Origin of the sequence: Shewanella sp. ALD9, assembly GCF_002836315.1 — a bacterium.
Taxonomy (GTDB): Bacteria; Pseudomonadota; Gammaproteobacteria; order Enterobacterales; family Shewanellaceae; genus Shewanella.
The window spans coordinates 401,766-418,463 of record NZ_PJCD01000003.1; the positions used below are offsets into that span (position 1 = coordinate 401,766).

Consider the following 16,698-nt stretch of genomic DNA (forward strand, 5'->3'; position numbering starts at 1 on the left):
CTCATGTTATTTGTCAGCGTTAATTTAATCAATTTTGAGTTTAATTAACTTTTGGCTTTATCAATTTTAGGTTTAATCAACTTTTGGCTTTATCAATATGGCTTAAGCACAGGCTGATTTTATTTCTATCTCAACCTTACCAATAACCAAGTACTTTCCACCACAGTCCGCCGACAACACCCCAAATGGTTAAATTGACAACACTCATAATAATGCCCATTACCCACCAGTCTTCCATTGATACGTAACCGGAGCCAAAGATAATCGGTGAGGTGCCAGTGGCATAATGCGTGAGCGACATCATTAAAGATGATGCGCCTGCAAGGAGTAAACCTAGGTATAAAGGTGGGGCACCTAATGCGATGCCAGCGGCGAAGAATGCTGCAAACATGGCGGTAATGTGCGCAGTGGTGCTGGCAAAAAAGTAGTGTGCATAAAAGTAAACCACCACCAATATGATCACTGAAATCATCCAGCTGACACCAATTTGGGCGATATTGGTTTCAACCACACCAGAAAACCAATCGACTAATCCCAACTTATTTAAGAACGTTGCCATCATGACTAATGCTGAAAACCACACCACGGTATCCCAAGCGGTTTTTTCTTTAAGCACATCTTCCCAACTCAGTACCCCGCTAATTAACAAAATGGATAAGCCTAAAAATGCGACTGCAGTGGTATCAACCGCAAAATCCGCCCCTAATATCATGGCAGGTACTCCTGCCCATAAGATCAGTAATAGCGAGAACACACTCACCATGATTTTTTCAGCAAAAGTCATAGGGCCCATGTCAGCCAACTTTGACTTAGCGTAAGCTGTTGCGTCTGGCGTGCGCTTTATTTCTGGGGGGTAAACCGCATAGATAACCAGTGGCATCAGCGCAATACAAAGCAAACCTGGCAATAATGCTGCCAGTGCCCATGTGCCCCAAGTAATACTGATATCTGCACCTGTGGCATCAGCAATCAATTTGACTATTAATGGGTTAGGTGCAGTCGCGGTAATGAACATTGCCGAGGTAATGGGGTTGGTATGATAATTCACTAAGGCAAGATAATGGCCTATTTTGCGTGATGTTCCTTCTTCTGGAGACGAGCCCAAACTCGCTGCAATTGACTTCATTATAGGGTGAATAATTCCGCCGCCTCGTGCCGTATTACTGGGTGTGACAGGTGCAATGACCAGCTCTGATAACGCTAACGCATAGCCAATACCAATGGTTTTTCGCCCAAAAAAAGCAATAAAGTAATAGCCAATACGGTTCCCTAAACCTGTTTTAGCTAATCCGTGTGAGATGATAATCGCAATACCAATTAACCAAATCAGTGAGTTTGAAAATCCACTTAAGGCATCCTTAATGGCATCAGCTGGCTTGTCATTGGTTACGCCTGTTAATGCAACGAGTGTAATGGCTAATATGGCAATAGCCCCAATAGGCATCGCTTTACCAATAATTGCGACAATAGTACCAATAAACAAAGCCAATAAATGCCAGGCATTGGCCGACACACCTTCCGGTGAGGGGACGATGAACCAAAGAAATATAATTATCGCAATTGAAATCAGACCTGGAACAATTCGGATGTCGGTAGTTTTCATTGCAGTATCCTTAGGTTTGAGAATACACCTTTAGCAATGACAATAAATGTCGTTATCATTTGGTCAATTGTTAAAGCGGATCGGAGCAGTAACTTGATACTAAGTCTTTGTGATATTTAAATTTGTGAAGTTATTCTCATTGTTGATATGTGTCATATTAGTGTTCCACTCAATTGTTTATTGACTCGCTGGCTGTGTTGATTGACGTGACTAATTGGCTAGAAAAACAATATATGATTACACCGATAATGCTATTTTTATCGAATTTGGCGATTGGAGGGCTTTTTAACCTCATTAACATTGGTATATACAAAACTGCTGGTTATTCATAATTTCTGCGTAGTTTCTACACATTTCATTGTTAAGCTTTATCTTATATTTACACCTATGAGATATGACATGAATTCTTCACCTTTAAGTTTGCTTACTCTTGCCATCACCTTAGCATTAACCTTGGGGTTAACTGGCTGTGGCGGTTCTGAAGACAGCACCGATGTAACAGATGCAACCAGTTCAACCGATACCGGCACCGATACGGGAACAGAAGATTTAGGCAGTGGCATTTTACATACTGCGTACTATGAGTTTGATGATAACAACGTCAATGTGGTGCTCAGTGGCACGAACATTGTTATTGAAACCAATGGTATGCCTAACCATACATCGCCTTATTGGTCTGCTAGTAATGAGCTGCATGTTGAACCTACTGTTACTTCTTACGCATAAATGCCCCCTGGCTACATTGATGACTTTGTGGGGACCTATACGTTAACGGTAGATAACAGCCCATCTAAAGCAACACCAACCTCTGCTACCGGCTTAGGTGCAATTGTATCTAAATTATTTTGACTCTTCGGTTGATAAAATCTTGGCTAGTTGCTTTCGATAAACATTATGCGTAACGCTGCTGCTTTACTCGTTTTTAGGTTTATTTTCTAGCTGACTTAAATGCTGCTTAATAAGCTTTATCATTGCTTGAGCCGCAAATGATAGATGTTTCTGCTTACGCCAAAACAATGATAACTCCCAGCGTAAATCTTCACTGGCTAAGGGGACATTCACAACCGCTTCGACCCGGTATCGTTCAGCAATAATTTTTGGCAGTATCATTACTCCAGAGCCAGCCGCGACTAGTGCAATGCCAAAATCAGCATGACTGACTCGAGTGATATTTTGGGGTTTAAATCCCGCTTTGGCACAAGCTTCAAGCACTAGCTCATATAAGGCGTATTCTGGCTCAAACATCACTTGGGCCAATTGATCAAGCTCACTTAACTGTAACGTTTCTTTACTCGCAAGTTTATGGCCTGCGGGTAATACAACCACCATTGACTCATTGCGAATACGAATACCACAAAACTCATCATCGAAATCAATAATCCCTGTCGCAAGTTCTATTTCATCTTTGTGTAAGGCTGCCGTTTGCTCTATACCGCCGCGCACCAATAATTGCAGCTCAATACTCGGATATTGTTGTCTAAATTGAGCTATCACAGGGGCAAATAACTCTGCACTGCCTAATGGAGCTAGCCCTAATTTTAGTGAACCACCACTTAAATTACGTAAACAATCCAGTTCAGCCATCATCAGTTGACGGGCTTCCATTAACTTTGAGGCATGGCGATAAACTACTTTCCCTGCTTCAGTTAGCCTGATTTGCGAGCCACGCTTTCCGCGTTCTAGCAATATCATATCAAGCTCTTCTTCCAGTAAGCGTATTGCTTTTGAGAGGGCAGGTTGAGTCACAAATGCTGTGTGACATGCTTTAGCGAAACCGCCAGCATTAACAACCTCAGTGAAATAGTGCAGTGCTTTAAGATCCAATGTCATAACCAAAAGTGATGTAATCAATCATTAATATTCATTTTTTTTATCAATTAAGCAAGGGTAAACTCCGCATATCAACTAAATAACCATTGCGTGAAACTAAATGTTATCTCTATTCACTGGTCATAGTGCCTTTTTAAAGTGCAAAACAACCTTAATCATCCAAGTCAGCGGCCTATGTTTCTTTGCTTGGTTGTGTCAATGGGTTGCTTATTCTGTTCATTCGATTATTCCAGGAAGCGTGATTGGCCTCGGCGTATTGTTGATATTATTGTCTTGCCGATGGATCCCTGAGAAAGTCGTCAAACAAGGTTCGAGCTGGTTAATTGGCGATTTATTGTTATTTTTTATTCCTCCAGTTGTTGCCATTACAAAATATGAGTCATTGCTAGAAAGTTATGGTGCAGAGTTGATTGTGTGCATGTTATTGGCGAGTACGAGTGTGTTATTGGGTACTGCGTTTATTGTCGATAAGCTATTTAAATTTGAACGTCAGCAACGTTTAAACAGCATTACATCTCAGCGCTTACGTGCTGTTTAAAATTGAATATAATGGGGTGTAACAATGAATAGTTCGTTATTAGGTGTATTGTGTTTATTACTCACGTTAGTCGGTTATTATTTTAGTAAGCGCTTGTATTTACGCCAGCAACGCATTTGGTTCGCCCCCATTATTTTAGCCCCTACTATTATTTTGTTGACTGTAGTGATATTTCAAATTCCATTGGTCGATTATTTTCAATTTACCCATTGGCTACCCGCGTTATTAGCGCCTGCGACTATTGCATTTGCAGTGCCAATTTATAGAGAAAGGGCTCTGATTAAACGTTATCCGTTAACCATAAGTGTTGGCGTATTAGTGGGGTTATGTTTAGGCGTTGGTTCATCATGGTTGATTCTCCATTTCACTCATATGCCGGCAGAACTATCTAAAAGCCTAATTGTAAGATCGGTTTCAACTCCCTTTGCTATCGAAGCTACAAGCGCATTTGGTGGCGTCCCTGAATTAACCGCAATGTTAGTGTTAGTGACAGGTATTATGGGTATGCTCATTTGCGATCCTCTTTTTAAAGCTGCCAACATAAAAAGCAGCTTGGCACGAGGTATATCATTAGGCGCGTCAGCCCATGGCGCAGGAGCCGCTAAAGCGAATCAAATTGGCCGAGAAGAAGGCGTCGTCGCAAGTTTAACCATGATTTTTACTGGCATAGCCATGGTGATAACCGCGCCTTTATTTGCGTTACTGTTTAATTAATCTCATATTTGTTTCGACAAATCGTTACGCGATAAAGACTTTCCCTTCGATGGAAATATAGAGTTCTTGCTCACTCGTCACCGCGCTGGAATGCAATTTTATGTACATTATGGCGCAATGTTGATGTTATTAGCATCTTCAAAATCGAATCAAATCGATAGATAAACCTACTCGGATTGATGCTTTCATCACCTATGTTGGTGAGTTAACTGCCCAGGTTAATCAGTCAATCAATATCGTCCGCAATAAGAGCAATAAAACCCACATATTTGGCATGATGATATGGCCTCAGATGTAAGGTTGCGCTTTATTCTTTGTAAGTGGTACTCATAACCGCAAACTCTCCATCACTCCATCACTCCATCTCACATCGGCCTGTATAGCCTCACTAGCACCTGTAACTCCTTCCAAGTGAGTTTTTCTGCCAACGTATCCGTTGGCAATCCTGTTCATCTATGCGCTCCCACTAGAATCTATATTGCGTTAGAAACATTGTTTGTTATGCAAACTAAAAGCCAACTAAATTCAAGAGTGTCTGAAAGAACAGTGGCAATTTTCAACATGAGATCACGCGCTCATAATCAACACATTCAGATTGGTATGTAAATTAATTACTGTATTCTCGTTTTGTAATTACTATTTTTTTTAAACAAAATAACGATTTTGCTACATCAAATAGTGCATTTATTTTTGACGATGCATTGCGCTTTCCAATTGACTAAAAGAAGTATTCAATGAAAAGTATAAATTCTCTCATAACAGCCTCAGTACTGTTAATTATTTGCAGTAGTTCAGTACAAGCCGAAAATTTCTCCGCGGATAACTATTTGTTCGGTGATATTGGTGGTATCCGAAGCCAGATGCATAATGCCGGTATCGACGTTAGCTTAGGTTATACCTTCGAAACCGGAGGCAACTTAACAGGTGGCCAACATCATGCCACTAGTTATGCAGATCAAACCGTTCTTGGTGTTAACTTCGACCTCGAAAAATTATTAGACTTGTCCGATGCCAACTTCCATTTGTCACTGACCAATAGAGGTGGGCAGAGCCAGAATATTAATGATCAAGCTGAAATCGGCCAGTTAATGCAATCTATAGAAGTGTTTGGCCGCGGCAGAGTGACCCGTATTTCTGAGTTTTATTATGAGCAAAAACTACTTAGTGGCGACCTCAATATTAAGTTAGGCCGTATGAATGTTGGCGCTGAATTTGGTGCTTTCCAATGTGAATTTGCCTATCTTGGATTCTGTGGATCCCAATTCGGTAATGTTAATTCCACGGTTTACAACTGGCCTATAAGCCAATGGGCGGGTGTCGTCAAGTATCAGCTAGCGCCAGAATGGTATGTAAAGACCGGGGTTTACCAAATGAACCCAAGCTGGCTTAAAAACAGTCAAAATCTTAATTTGGGCAGTCCTCATGGCACTTTGGGAGTGACGATTCCTGTAGAACTTGCTTGGATGCCCAACCTCAATGACTTACCAGGTACTTATAAACTGGGTTATTGGCATGATACCGTTGGAGGTGAAGATCTTTACTACAATCAAGATGGTAATCCCTTGATTATTGATGGTGGCAAAGCACGTCAACATGACAGTAAAGCTGGCGCTTATTTTGTCGCAGAGCAACAGGTTACTGCTGTAGATGGTGATTCTGTCCGCGGTCTTAGTGTGTTCCTTATGGGGACGTTGAACGATCAAGATATCACTACTGTGGATAAATCATTGGCATTAGGGGTGAATTATCAAGGTCCATTTGCTGCTCGTCCGACAGATAAATGGGGCTTAGCCGCTAAATACCTACATGTGAACGATAGCATAGCTGATAGCGCTCAGCTTTATAATGACAATCACGCACTTTATATGCCTATCCAGGAAACAGAGACGGTCATTGCTAGCTATTACAAATTTCAAGTGACTAAGTATTCTGCTATTCGTCCTGAAATTCAGTACATACATAATCCAGGTGGTATCAGTGAGAATAATGATGCTTGGGTTGTCACTCTCAAAGGTGATATTGCATTTTAACTAAAGCTGAAATACAACATGCACTCTAAAACAGCTTAAATTAACGCTAATATAAGTAACCGTTATTGTAGATGTTTTAGATTCGATTATAGATGAATAAACGCAAGGCTAAATACAGAGGTAACGTTTTCAATCTGCGCTGGGGGTTGTTAACGTTTTGGGATGTTGGTAACAATTAAGTAATTTTGTTACCAATGTCATATCTCGGAGATCTGGTTGGGACATCACATCTTACCTTTGGTAAATTAGTGCCAGATCACTAAGGTATTCACTGCGATTATCCGTGATATTTACCTAAAGAATATCGTCGTCCCTACACATTAAGGAGTGGCAATCGTTGGTCTCCTTAAAAACGTTCATTTAGTTGTGCTAATAGTCAGATTGATAAGGGAGTAGTGAGTAATCATGTAAGCAGCAGCTTTTCATTTTTACTATTTTCACTGCAAAAAATAAAAAACATTAATATTATGCAGTTAAGTGTTTAATTCGGAGTTCCAATGAATAAAAAAACTTCAACCACAATTCAGTTGCTGGCCCCTTTTACGGGGGTGTGCTGTCCACTGAGTCAGGTTCCTGATGCCGCATTTTCCCAAAAGATGGTGGGTGATGGATTAGCGATAGACCCTACAGAAAACATTCTTCACGCCCCATGTGACGCCACCGTTACTCAAATACATCCTTCTAAGCATGCCGTGACTTTATTAACGGCGACTGGCATCGAAATTCTGCTTCATATAGGTGTCGATACCGTTAAATTGAAAGGCGAAGGATTTAAGGCATTAGTGAAAGTGGGTGATGCTGTAAAAGCTAAAACGCCACTGATTGAGCTGGATTTAGATAAAGTGGGTTGCGGTGTAAAAAGTTTGCGTACCGTCATACTGCTCACGGATATGACCAGAATTATTACATTAACACCAACGACTGAACAATTTGTCAACGCGGGCGATCTGTTATTTAGTGCAGAGGTATCAGCGGCAGTTCGTGCTGTAACAAAGTCAGATGACATGGTCAGTTCTGCGCCAATAGTGGTTATTAATCCAACCGGTATTCATGCTCGGCCTGCTGCTGCCATTGTCACTGCGATTAAAGCATTTGACTGTGACGTGATGATTGATAAAGCAGGCAAGCAAGCAAATGCTCGAAGTGTGGTTGGTCTTATGGGGTTAGACATCGCTTTTGGTGAGCAGATTGTTATTCTCGCTAAAGGTAAAGATCAGCAAGCGGCAATAGCAGCATTATCTGAGGCGATAAGCACTGGTTTAGGTGAAGAGGGCGCCGATGCTTCACTTGTGACTAAGAACGTTAAAAGCGACTTCGATCCTTTTTCCGAACCATCACTACTACTACAAACGAGCCAAGATCCACGTCAGCTGATTGGTGTGGAGGCATCTCCCGGTCAAGTTAAAGGGCGTTTATACGTGATTAAAGCTGAAGTGCCTAAGTTTGACACTTTTGCCGACGATGCACAGGTTGAACAGCAAACTTTAGACGATGCAATGAAGGTGGCTAATCAAACCTTAGTCGAACTGGTTGAAGAGCTGCATAACAAGGATATGGGGCAAAAAGCCGATATTTTTGTGGCCCACCAAGAGCTAATGTCAGATCCTGATTTGTACGATGACTGTATTATTGAATTACAGCAAGGTAAGTCGGCCCCTTATGCCTGGAGTAAAAGTATTTGTCGCCAAGCGGACAAACTTGCTGGAATGGACAACCCATTACTCGCAGGACGAGCAACAGACCTTATCGACGTTGGTAATCGAGTTTCACGTATTATGGCGGGATTGTCTCAAGATACTATTCCGGCTGAACTCCCTGAAAATACCATTTTAGTCGCCAAAGATTTAACCCCTTCAGATACAGCCAAACTAAACCCCGCATTTGTTAAAGGAATTTGCACCACTTTAGGAGGGGCATCGAGCCACAGTGCTATTTTAGCTAGAGCAATGGGTATTGCTGCTATGGCTGGTGTTGAAGCTAAGATCATGACCTTGCACGGTACTGAGGTGTTACTCGATACAGCAAAAGGTTATCTATTATTGTCGCCAACAGAAGCTGAAATGGCGCAACTTGATGTGATTAAAAATGCCGCTGAGCAGCAGAAAGCCTTGGCTTTAGCGCACAAAGATGAGACAGCCGTTACCTTAGATGGAGTGCGATTTGAAATTGCCGGCAATATCGCTAAAGTCAGTGATGCCCAAAAATTAGTTGAAATGGGAGGCGAAGCGGTTGGTTTATTGCGTTCTGAATTCCTTTATCAAGACCAATCAGTTGCACCTTCAGAGGATGATCAGGAACAAGTCTATCGTGCGGTATTGCAAACGTTAGGACAGCGTCCTTTAGTTGTGCGTACGTTAGATGTAGGAGGAGATAAGCCGTTAGCCTATTTACCTTTGCCTAAAGAAGATAATCCATTTCTCGGTGAACGTGGTATCCGTGTTGGTTTAGATAAGCCTGCAGTATTACGACAACAAGTTCGCGCACTATTGAAAGCGGCTGGTGCAGGAAACTTACGCATTATGTTCCCGATGGTAGCATCTTTGTTTGAGCTTAAGTTAGCCAAACAAGTTGTAAAAGAAGAAGCCGAAAAATTGGCTATCGATATTAGTGGGATCCAAATTGGCATCATGATTGAAGTGCCATCGGCAGCCGTAATGGCAGATGTGTTGGCTGAACATGTCGACTTTTTCTCTATTGGTACTAATGATTTGACTCAATATACCTTAGCGATTGATCGTGGACACCCTAAGTTAGCCGCCATTGCTGATGGATTGCATCCTGCAGTATTACGCCTGATCGATATGACGGTTAAGGCCGCGCATGCCAAAGGTAAATGGGCTGGCATTTGTGGTGGATTGGCCGGCGAAAAAGATGCTGTGCCTATTTTGGTCGGCTTAGGTATTGATGAACTGTCTGTGAGTGTGCCTTCAATTCCAGAAGTGAAGCATCAAGTGCGTCATTTAAATCAGCAAGCGTGTCAGCTTATAGCTGCTAAAGCGATGAGCTGTGCAGATGCCAAAGATGTTCGAGCATTAATGCGAGATCCTAATACGTTACTTGCCGTTAAAGGCGATATTGAAAAACGTTGATCACTTGGTAATCTATTAAAATTTCTAAGGTTGTATTATGACATCTAAAACAATAACAGCAGCTAAACCGAAGAAGGCTATGATGAGTGGCGCATTTTCGGTTTTACAAAAAGTGGGCAAATCGGTCATGTTGCCGGTTTCCGTATTACCCGTGGCGGGTATCTTATTAGGCGTTGGGAGCGCAGGTTTTAGTGTGCTCCCCGATATCGTCAATGTGTTAATGGTACAAGCGGGCGAAGCCATTTTTAGCAATATGGGATTGCTATTCGCGATAGGTATCGCGTTAGGATTTGCTAAAAATGATGGTGTGGCTGCTATGGCGGCCTTAGTGGGATATGCCATCATGGTTAAAACCATCGGCGTACTTGAACCTGGTACTGATGTGGGCGTGTTTGGCGGTATGATTGCCGGTGCTATTGCTGCAGCGACCTTTAACCGTTTCTTTAAAATTCAATTACCTTCATATCTTGGATTCTTCTCAGGTAAACGAAGTGTGCCTATTATTACTGGTTTTGGAGCGATCTTTGCGGGAGTTATCTTATCGTTCATTTGGCCTCCGATAGGCAATGCTATTGCTGCATTTTCCCATTGGGCGGCATATCAAAATCCAACATTAGCTTTTGGTATTTATGGTGTGGTTGAGCGTTCGTTAATTCCAGCCGGTTTACACCATGTATGGAACGTACCTTTCTTCTTCGAAGCGGGCAATTGTGTTGACAGTTTAGGTAAACCTGCAACTGGCGTACTGACGTGTTATTTGCAAGCAGACGATGCGAGTCGAGCTGCTGGTAATGGCTTCGGTCAACTTGCGGGAGGTTATTTGTTTAAAATGTTTGGTTTACCTGCTGCTGCAATGGCGATTTGGCATACTGCGCGCCCAGAAAATCGTGTCATGGTCGGTAGTATCATGATTTCGGCAGCGTTAACCGCATTTTTAACCGGAATTACTGAACCCATTGAGTTTGCATTCTTATTTGCCGCACCATTACTTTATGTAGTACATGCGTTAATGGCTGGTCTTGCTTATGTGCTAGTAAATATGTTTGGTGTTGTTCATGGAACCTCTTTCTCACACGGTTTGATCGATTTTCTTGTTCTTTCAGGTCATTCGCAAAAAATCTGGTTGCTGGTGGTGTTAGGTCTCATTTATGCGGCTTTGTATTACGTGGTGTTTAGATTCTTAATTTTGAAGTTCGACTTGAAAACGCCAGGTCGAATGGATGTTGAATTAGAGATCGTTTCATCAGAAGGGACAGAAAGAGCGCGTAACTTTATCGAAGCCTTCGGCGGACCAGAGAACCTAGTCAATGTGGATTCTTGTATTACCCGCTTACGGATGGATGTGCGCGATACCAGTAAAGTGGATCAAGCTAGATTGAAGCAGTTAGGCGCCAGTGGCGTGTTGATTTCGGGAAATGCGGTACAAGCTATTGTGGGGACTATCGCCGAAGTGTCACGTACCGAAATTGATGAAATGCTCGCGTCAGGTGGCTATCTTGCTGCGACTCCCACGCCTGTAATAGCAACCGCAACGGTTAACATTTCAGCAAAGGATCGCGAGCAAGCTCAAGCCATCCTGCCACTATTGGGTGACGTGAGTTCATGTCGTGCTATTGCCGATAATCGCTTACGCTTAGAAGTGAAAGATGCCAGTCTATTAGACAGTACCGCCCTTCAAGCCCATGGCATTGAAGCTGTGTTGGTTTTAAATCCGAACTTGGTTCATTTAATTTTTAGTATGAATACAACAGGACTAGCCAGCGTGTTAAATGAGACTTTTGCCGACTGAAGCTGTTAAGAAGAGGTGATTCAGTCAGATATATGAGTATTAAAATATGATGACAGTATTGACCACATGTTGAATAGCCAACAATTGAATTTGAAAAGGCTTTTTAGGACAGTGTTCGATTAGCGTAGAACAGAAAAAGCCTCATCAGAAATGATGGGGCTTTTTAATAATTTTATACTCAAGGTTTATATGAGTAATATGTCGATGAACCCACCGAAGCGGGTGAGGGTAAGTTATTGAAAAATTGATTTAAATGGTTTGAAGACTTTGTAAGCTTGTTGGTAAGTTGCCGGGTGTCAGTAATAAAGACAACGTTCTAACATTAAATTATCGATACCTCACACCACTAGAACCCCCCAGTCTGAAGTTTTACAAACTACAATATTTATGCAGTGGTATTGTGACTCCGACAGGTTAAAAATGTATTTACATAAATAAGGCAGATTCATTTTTATAATATTAACACTTCGGTCAGCAAATTGTTATGTAACGGAATTTACAAAATAGAGCAATTTTTATAGGTAGTGACGATGATCAAATTTTTGGTTGCTCATGCTAGGAATTAATTTATGACAAAGATACTCAAAACAGGCATCGTTGGTTACGGCTATGCCGCAAAAACGTTTCATGCACCATTGATTAAGGCTGTATCGGGCCTACAACTCGCCGCAATATCCTCCAGCAATCCGGCAAAGGTGCATATAGACCAACCTGATTTGGCTGTGTTCTCATCCCCCGAAGAGTTATTTTCCTGCGCTGATATAGATTTGGTGGTTATTCCAACTCCCAATGATACGCATTTTCCTCTTGCGGCAGCGGCTCTAGCAGCCGGTAAGCACGTAGTTTTGGATAAGCCATTCACTCTCACTACTAGTGAAGGTAAGGAGCTTATTAAGCTCGCTCATCAATATGATCGGCTGCTATCAGTATTTCATAATCGCCGTTGGGATTCCGATTTTTTGACGTTAAAGAAGGTGTTGCGCGAAGGTTCACTAGGCCGTGTGACACATTTTGAATCACACTTTGACCGCTATAGGCCTGAAGTTCAAACGCGCTGGCGTGAGTCGGCTGCTCTAGGCGGAGGTTTGTGGTTTGACTTGGGATCGCATTTACTCGATCAGGCACTGCAGTTGTTTGGTACACCAAAAACAATGTGGTTAGACCTGGCTCAACAACGTGATGGAGCAGTCGCAGATGACTGGTTTCATGCCGTGCTGGGATATGACGAAATGCGGGTAATTCTTCATGGTAGTGCATTGGTTGCTAACCCTGGCCCACGTATGACAGTGCATGGCACTAGTGGCAGCTTTACTAAGTTTGGTCTTGATACGCAGGAGAATGCGCTTAAGTCAGGTCAGCAGCCTGGAACTCCGGGGTGGGGAAACGATCCACTTTCTTGCAAATTATCGCTGAAACACAAAGACGCGATTATCGAGCAAGACATCATAACGACACCAGGCAATTACCAAGCATATTATGAAGGCATTCGCGATGCGATTTGTCTTGGCAGCCCAAATCCAGTAACGGCAGAGCAGGCCCTTTTGGTCATGAGACTTATTGGACTCGGCATTGCCAGTGCTGAAGAAGGTCGTAAGTTGAAAGTGTTTGATCTCTGAGTATACGCACTAAATTTTTATATTATTTTCGAGCAAGAATACTTGCTCGATTATAAATTAACTTATGTTGTGTAGTGGATATAAAAATCGTTAACTTGTTGTTTACCTTTTCTGCTACACACTTTGTGAGATATATCTCACAAAGTGTGTGAGCCGAATCACCTTATTACGGGTTAATATTTCTCCTGAATATTTAAGTTATTGATTGTAAAGTTTATTTAATTTTGTGTTATCTGTGAGGTATTTTAATCATTTAGAGGTACCTGTTTACGTAGAGGTAAATGAATTATTATTTATCTCGTTCCTAGGACGGGAATATTACAAGGTAGTAAAGAGGTCTTGGAAGACCATGAGTATATGGAAATAACGGACGGTATTGAGTTTCAGGATGAAACGTTAAACTTGCTCAATGGACGCAATAGCGGATTAAGCGAGTTTTATAACATTATCAGGATGATAGTGTGCAATGGATGCAAGATTCTACGCAAATGATTTGCGACAGGATACGTTAAGAATTTCATGGATGATATAAGGACACGCTCAGGATGGAGCAGGCTCGGTAAAAGGATAATCGAGTAAGATGGAAAGTACTTAATTGTACAAGGAACATCAAGGATTGAACAAGGATAGAGCAGGAAGCAAGTGATACGCATGGATGGTGCAGGGAGCACATTTATAGCTGGAAAGCTTAACAAGAGATAAAGAGGCCGCGACAGTTACTGTCGCGGCCTTTCTTTTGGTTTTTTTCAGAGCAATGGAACTTTGTAGTGATATGTTGTCCAATTGTAAAGTGCCTATGTGTAGGGTTTGAGTACCTCATTTAAGTACACAACATCTAACTCACCATTGTATAAGGAGATAGCATGAAAGGGTTTAAAGTTGCACTATTGGTAGGTTTTTCATTCGTTTGCTATAACGCCAATGCAGCCGTGAGCGAAGAACAACAGCAATGGGTTGAGCAAGCGTTCAGCGATCTTAATAGTAATAATGACGGTACCAAGGTGCTTTGGCAGTATTCACAGCAAACAGTGATGCCAGACATGACACGTATTGAACAATTCAATGCATCTTTAACTGAAACTGAACGTTGGAGTTTGGTGTCTGAAAATGGTGATACTCCTGGTAAAAAGCGCTTAACTGAATACCGAGAACGTCAACAAGATCTGCATGAAGATAAAGACGAAACTAGCTATGAATTAGCGTTTTCTGATTTAATTGATTTGTCGACATTGGTTTTTGTCGGTGAGGATGACAATAATATGTCATTTACGTTTACACCCAATATTGATGAGCTAGACAATAACGTATTAGCAGGCGTGCTTTATTTGGATAAAACATCCAAGCATTTACGTAAAATTCTCATCAAAAATACTGACGAGTTAAATCCTGCGTTTTCAGTTACGTTAACTAAATTTGAATTAGAGTTAAGTTTTGATGTGTTTGAGGGATTAGTGATGCCAGCTCATACATCAACCACTATAATGGGTACAGCGGCAATTTTTAAGTCACTCGACAGTGTTCAAACTGTTACCTACAGCGATTATAAAATCCTCAACAATCCACAAACTTAATTGCATTTTATGGCAATAAAAAACGCTATTTTTTTGAAAAATAGCGTTTTTTTTGATTCAACATCGACTAATAAATAATGATATTAGTGGCATTTACCAGAATCACAGCTTTTACTGCTGCCACAACTGCCAAATTTACCGCTCGCCATTGGTGCATCCATCCATTCTGGTTCAGGGAAAATTGGCCATTCAATTTTTTTGGCTCGATTACCATGCATTAAAATATGGCCGCGATATTGGTTAATACCATCGGTGCTAAACTCGAACATGAATGTTGCTTTCCAACAAATGCCAGTACTGCCACCAATACTTGGACGGGCTGATTCCATTGCAATAGCCAGTAGTTGTACGTTTTGCTTTTTACAGGCTTGCTCTGTAATCGTTCGGCTTAATTCTGCCATTTGTCGAAGTTGCCAAAAAAAAGCAGCAACGACAACTAAAGCAACAATTAATAAAAAATCAGTCATCATAGGCTGGTAGCTCTAAATAATCCGCCAATTGCGGTTGCTAATTGAACGCTTCTGTCTGGATGCCTTAAGTCGGCTAATAATCCAGAACGTAAGCTGGGTATTGCCACGATATCAGCAAATACTTGATTAAAGAAGTGCTGAGGCTGTTTTGCTAGCGCTTCTAAATAGTGTTTACGAGTGGCATCATCTTTTAACGCTAACCAGTTACGTGCAGCAATTGTTATTAGCGTGTTGTCGTCTAAATGTTGTTGTTCATTGAGCTGGTTAATGGCTGTCGTACTGTATTGAACATCAGATGCTAATGCCGCTAAATACATTACTTTTATATGGTCTTCAGCTTGTTCTAATTGATTAAATAAGTACTCGGCAAGGCGTTTATCAATATTAATGTGTTCTAAGCATTGGCAAAGGGCGGCTTGCACTTCAATAGGTGCATTATCAAGTGCATTTATAATGTCATCAAGATGGTTGAATTGATGTGCGCGAACGCAAATATCGGCTAAACCTTGTAAACCCAGTAGTGGCCATGTGTTTTGCGCTGCTTGGCCAGACAAATACTGCGTAGCAAATTCATATTGGCTCGATGCGGGTTGACCAAGCTGAAGTCTGACCAATGCATTAAATAACGCCAGTTTGTGCTGATTAGGCTTAAAGCTGAAAGGATGATTGGCTAATTGTTCTTGCTGTACATCGGTTAATGCTTGGGTTGGATTACGACCTAGGGCTTCTAAAATCATTTTAATAAACTGAGTTCGAGGCGCAGGTGATAATAAACCTTGCTCATCTAGAGGTAACTTTACAAACCAAATATAAGGTAATTGTTCTTGTTGCCAAAATACGATAGCAAACTGTGCATGGCCTTGAATAGGATAAGGATACGGTGCCAGTAAAGAATCAATTTGCTGAAAAGCTAACATATCGATATGTTGCACTCGGCGACCTAAATCGTATATTTGGAATTGTGTATTTGCGGTCGTCAGAAACTGGCTTAAGGTGGTTATCTCGGTCATGGGGTCGTCACTAAATCAAAGAAGTTGGATGGGTATTCAATGGGCTAAATGATATCATACTCCGACTTAGCCTTTATGTTGTCGTTCATTTTTATGCTTTATTTAGCCAGTCAAAATTATTTAGTTAAATTAGAACAATTGCTTAAGGAATTTCAGCTATGGTCTGATATCTCACCTCCTGCATCTGTTATGGCGAGTACTGCACCTTTTTGCTGTGATGTAATGGCATTCGAGCAATGGTTGCAGTTTATTTTTATTCCAAAGATGACCGAGCTTATTGCGCAACGACAACCTTTACCGACCAATATGGCATTAGCGCCTATGGCCGAGCATGTGTGGCAAGGTATGCACTATGGTGATGTTCTGATTGCTCAATTACAACAATTTGATACTTTGCTCAGTCAGCGTTAAGCGAATGACAAACACCACCACATTCCA

At 41.5% G+C, this 16,698-nt stretch carries 13 protein-coding genes; 9 read left to right on the plus strand and 4 right to left on the minus strand.

What is annotated here, in order from left to right:
* Positions 1-136: 136 nt before the first annotated feature.
* Complete coding sequence (locus CXF88_RS09440; RefSeq protein ID WP_101086613.1) at positions 137-1,603, minus strand: DASS family sodium-coupled anion symporter; 1,467 nt, start codon at positions 1,601-1,603, stop codon at positions 137-139.
* 399 nt (positions 1,604-2,002) lie between these two features.
* Here CXF88_RS09440 and CXF88_RS09445 point away from each other — a divergent pair, with 399 nt between their 5' ends.
* Positions 2,003-2,329, plus strand: a complete 327-nt coding sequence (locus CXF88_RS09445) for a hypothetical protein (RefSeq protein ID WP_101086614.1) — start codon at positions 2,003-2,005, stop codon at positions 2,327-2,329.
* Between the two features lie 186 nt (positions 2,330-2,515).
* Here CXF88_RS09445 and CXF88_RS09450 read toward each other — a convergent pair whose 3' ends face one another.
* On the minus strand, positions 2,516-3,427 hold the full coding sequence (locus tag CXF88_RS09450) for a LysR substrate-binding domain-containing protein (RefSeq protein ID WP_101087201.1): 912 nt from the start codon (positions 3,425-3,427) through the stop codon (positions 2,516-2,518).
* Between the two features lie 106 nt (positions 3,428-3,533).
* Between CXF88_RS09450 and CXF88_RS09455 the strand changes: the two genes are divergently transcribed.
* The 7 genes from CXF88_RS09455 (at position 3,534) to CXF88_RS09485 (ending at position 14,780) form a co-directional block, all read left to right on the plus strand.
* On the plus strand, positions 3,534-3,971 hold the full coding sequence (locus tag CXF88_RS09455; RefSeq protein ID WP_101086615.1) for a CidA/LrgA family protein: 438 nt from the start codon (positions 3,534-3,536) through the stop codon (positions 3,969-3,971).
* Positions 3,972-3,995: 24 nt separating this feature from the next.
* Positions 3,996-4,685, plus strand: coding sequence for an LrgB family protein (locus CXF88_RS09460; protein WP_101086616.1), 690 nt, complete (start codon positions 3,996-3,998; stop codon positions 4,683-4,685).
* 734 nt (positions 4,686-5,419) lie between these two features.
* On the plus strand, positions 5,420-6,715 hold the full coding sequence (locus CXF88_RS09465; RefSeq protein WP_101086617.1) for a carbohydrate porin: 1,296 nt from the start codon (positions 5,420-5,422) through the stop codon (positions 6,713-6,715).
* A 497-nt stretch (positions 6,716-7,212) separates the two neighbouring features.
* Positions 7,213-9,804, plus strand: a complete 2,592-nt coding sequence (ptsP, locus tag CXF88_RS09470; protein WP_197708429.1) for a phosphoenolpyruvate--protein phosphotransferase — start codon at positions 7,213-7,215, stop codon at positions 9,802-9,804.
* A gap of 37 nt (positions 9,805-9,841) precedes the next feature.
* On the plus strand, positions 9,842-11,593 hold the full coding sequence (gene ptsG / locus CXF88_RS09475) for a PTS glucose transporter subunit IIBC (protein ID WP_101086618.1): 1,752 nt from the start codon (positions 9,842-9,844) through the stop codon (positions 11,591-11,593).
* Between the two features lie 569 nt (positions 11,594-12,162).
* Positions 12,163-13,209 (plus strand): oxidoreductase, encoded by a 1,047-nt coding sequence (locus CXF88_RS09480; RefSeq protein WP_101086619.1) that lies wholly within the window; start codon positions 12,163-12,165, stop codon positions 13,207-13,209.
* Between the two features lie 863 nt (positions 13,210-14,072).
* The gene (locus CXF88_RS09485; protein ID WP_101086620.1) at positions 14,073-14,780 is read left to right on the plus strand and encodes a hypothetical protein; all 708 of its coding nucleotides are present in this window, start codon (positions 14,073-14,075) and stop codon (positions 14,778-14,780) included.
* Positions 14,781-14,863: 83 nt separating this feature from the next.
* Here the strand turns inward: CXF88_RS09485 and CXF88_RS09490 are convergent, their stop codons facing one another.
* Both CXF88_RS09490 and CXF88_RS09495 read right to left on the minus strand, forming a co-directional pair.
* On the minus strand, positions 14,864-15,250 hold the full coding sequence (locus CXF88_RS09490) for a DUF3301 domain-containing protein (RefSeq protein WP_101086621.1): 387 nt from the start codon (positions 15,248-15,250) through the stop codon (positions 14,864-14,866).
* A complete protein-coding gene (locus CXF88_RS09495; RefSeq protein WP_101086622.1) occupies positions 15,247-16,260 on the minus strand; it encodes a DUF3549 family protein in 1,014 nt (337 codons plus the stop codon). Before CXF88_RS09495 ends, CXF88_RS09490 begins: the two co-directional genes overlap by 4 nt.
* Before the next feature lie 48 nt (positions 16,261-16,308).
* Here CXF88_RS09495 and CXF88_RS09500 point away from each other — a divergent pair, with 48 nt between their 5' ends.
* Positions 16,309-16,671, plus strand: a complete 363-nt coding sequence (locus CXF88_RS09500) for a YqcC family protein (protein ID WP_101086623.1) — start codon at positions 16,309-16,311, stop codon at positions 16,669-16,671.
* Positions 16,672-16,698 lie beyond the last annotated feature (27 nt).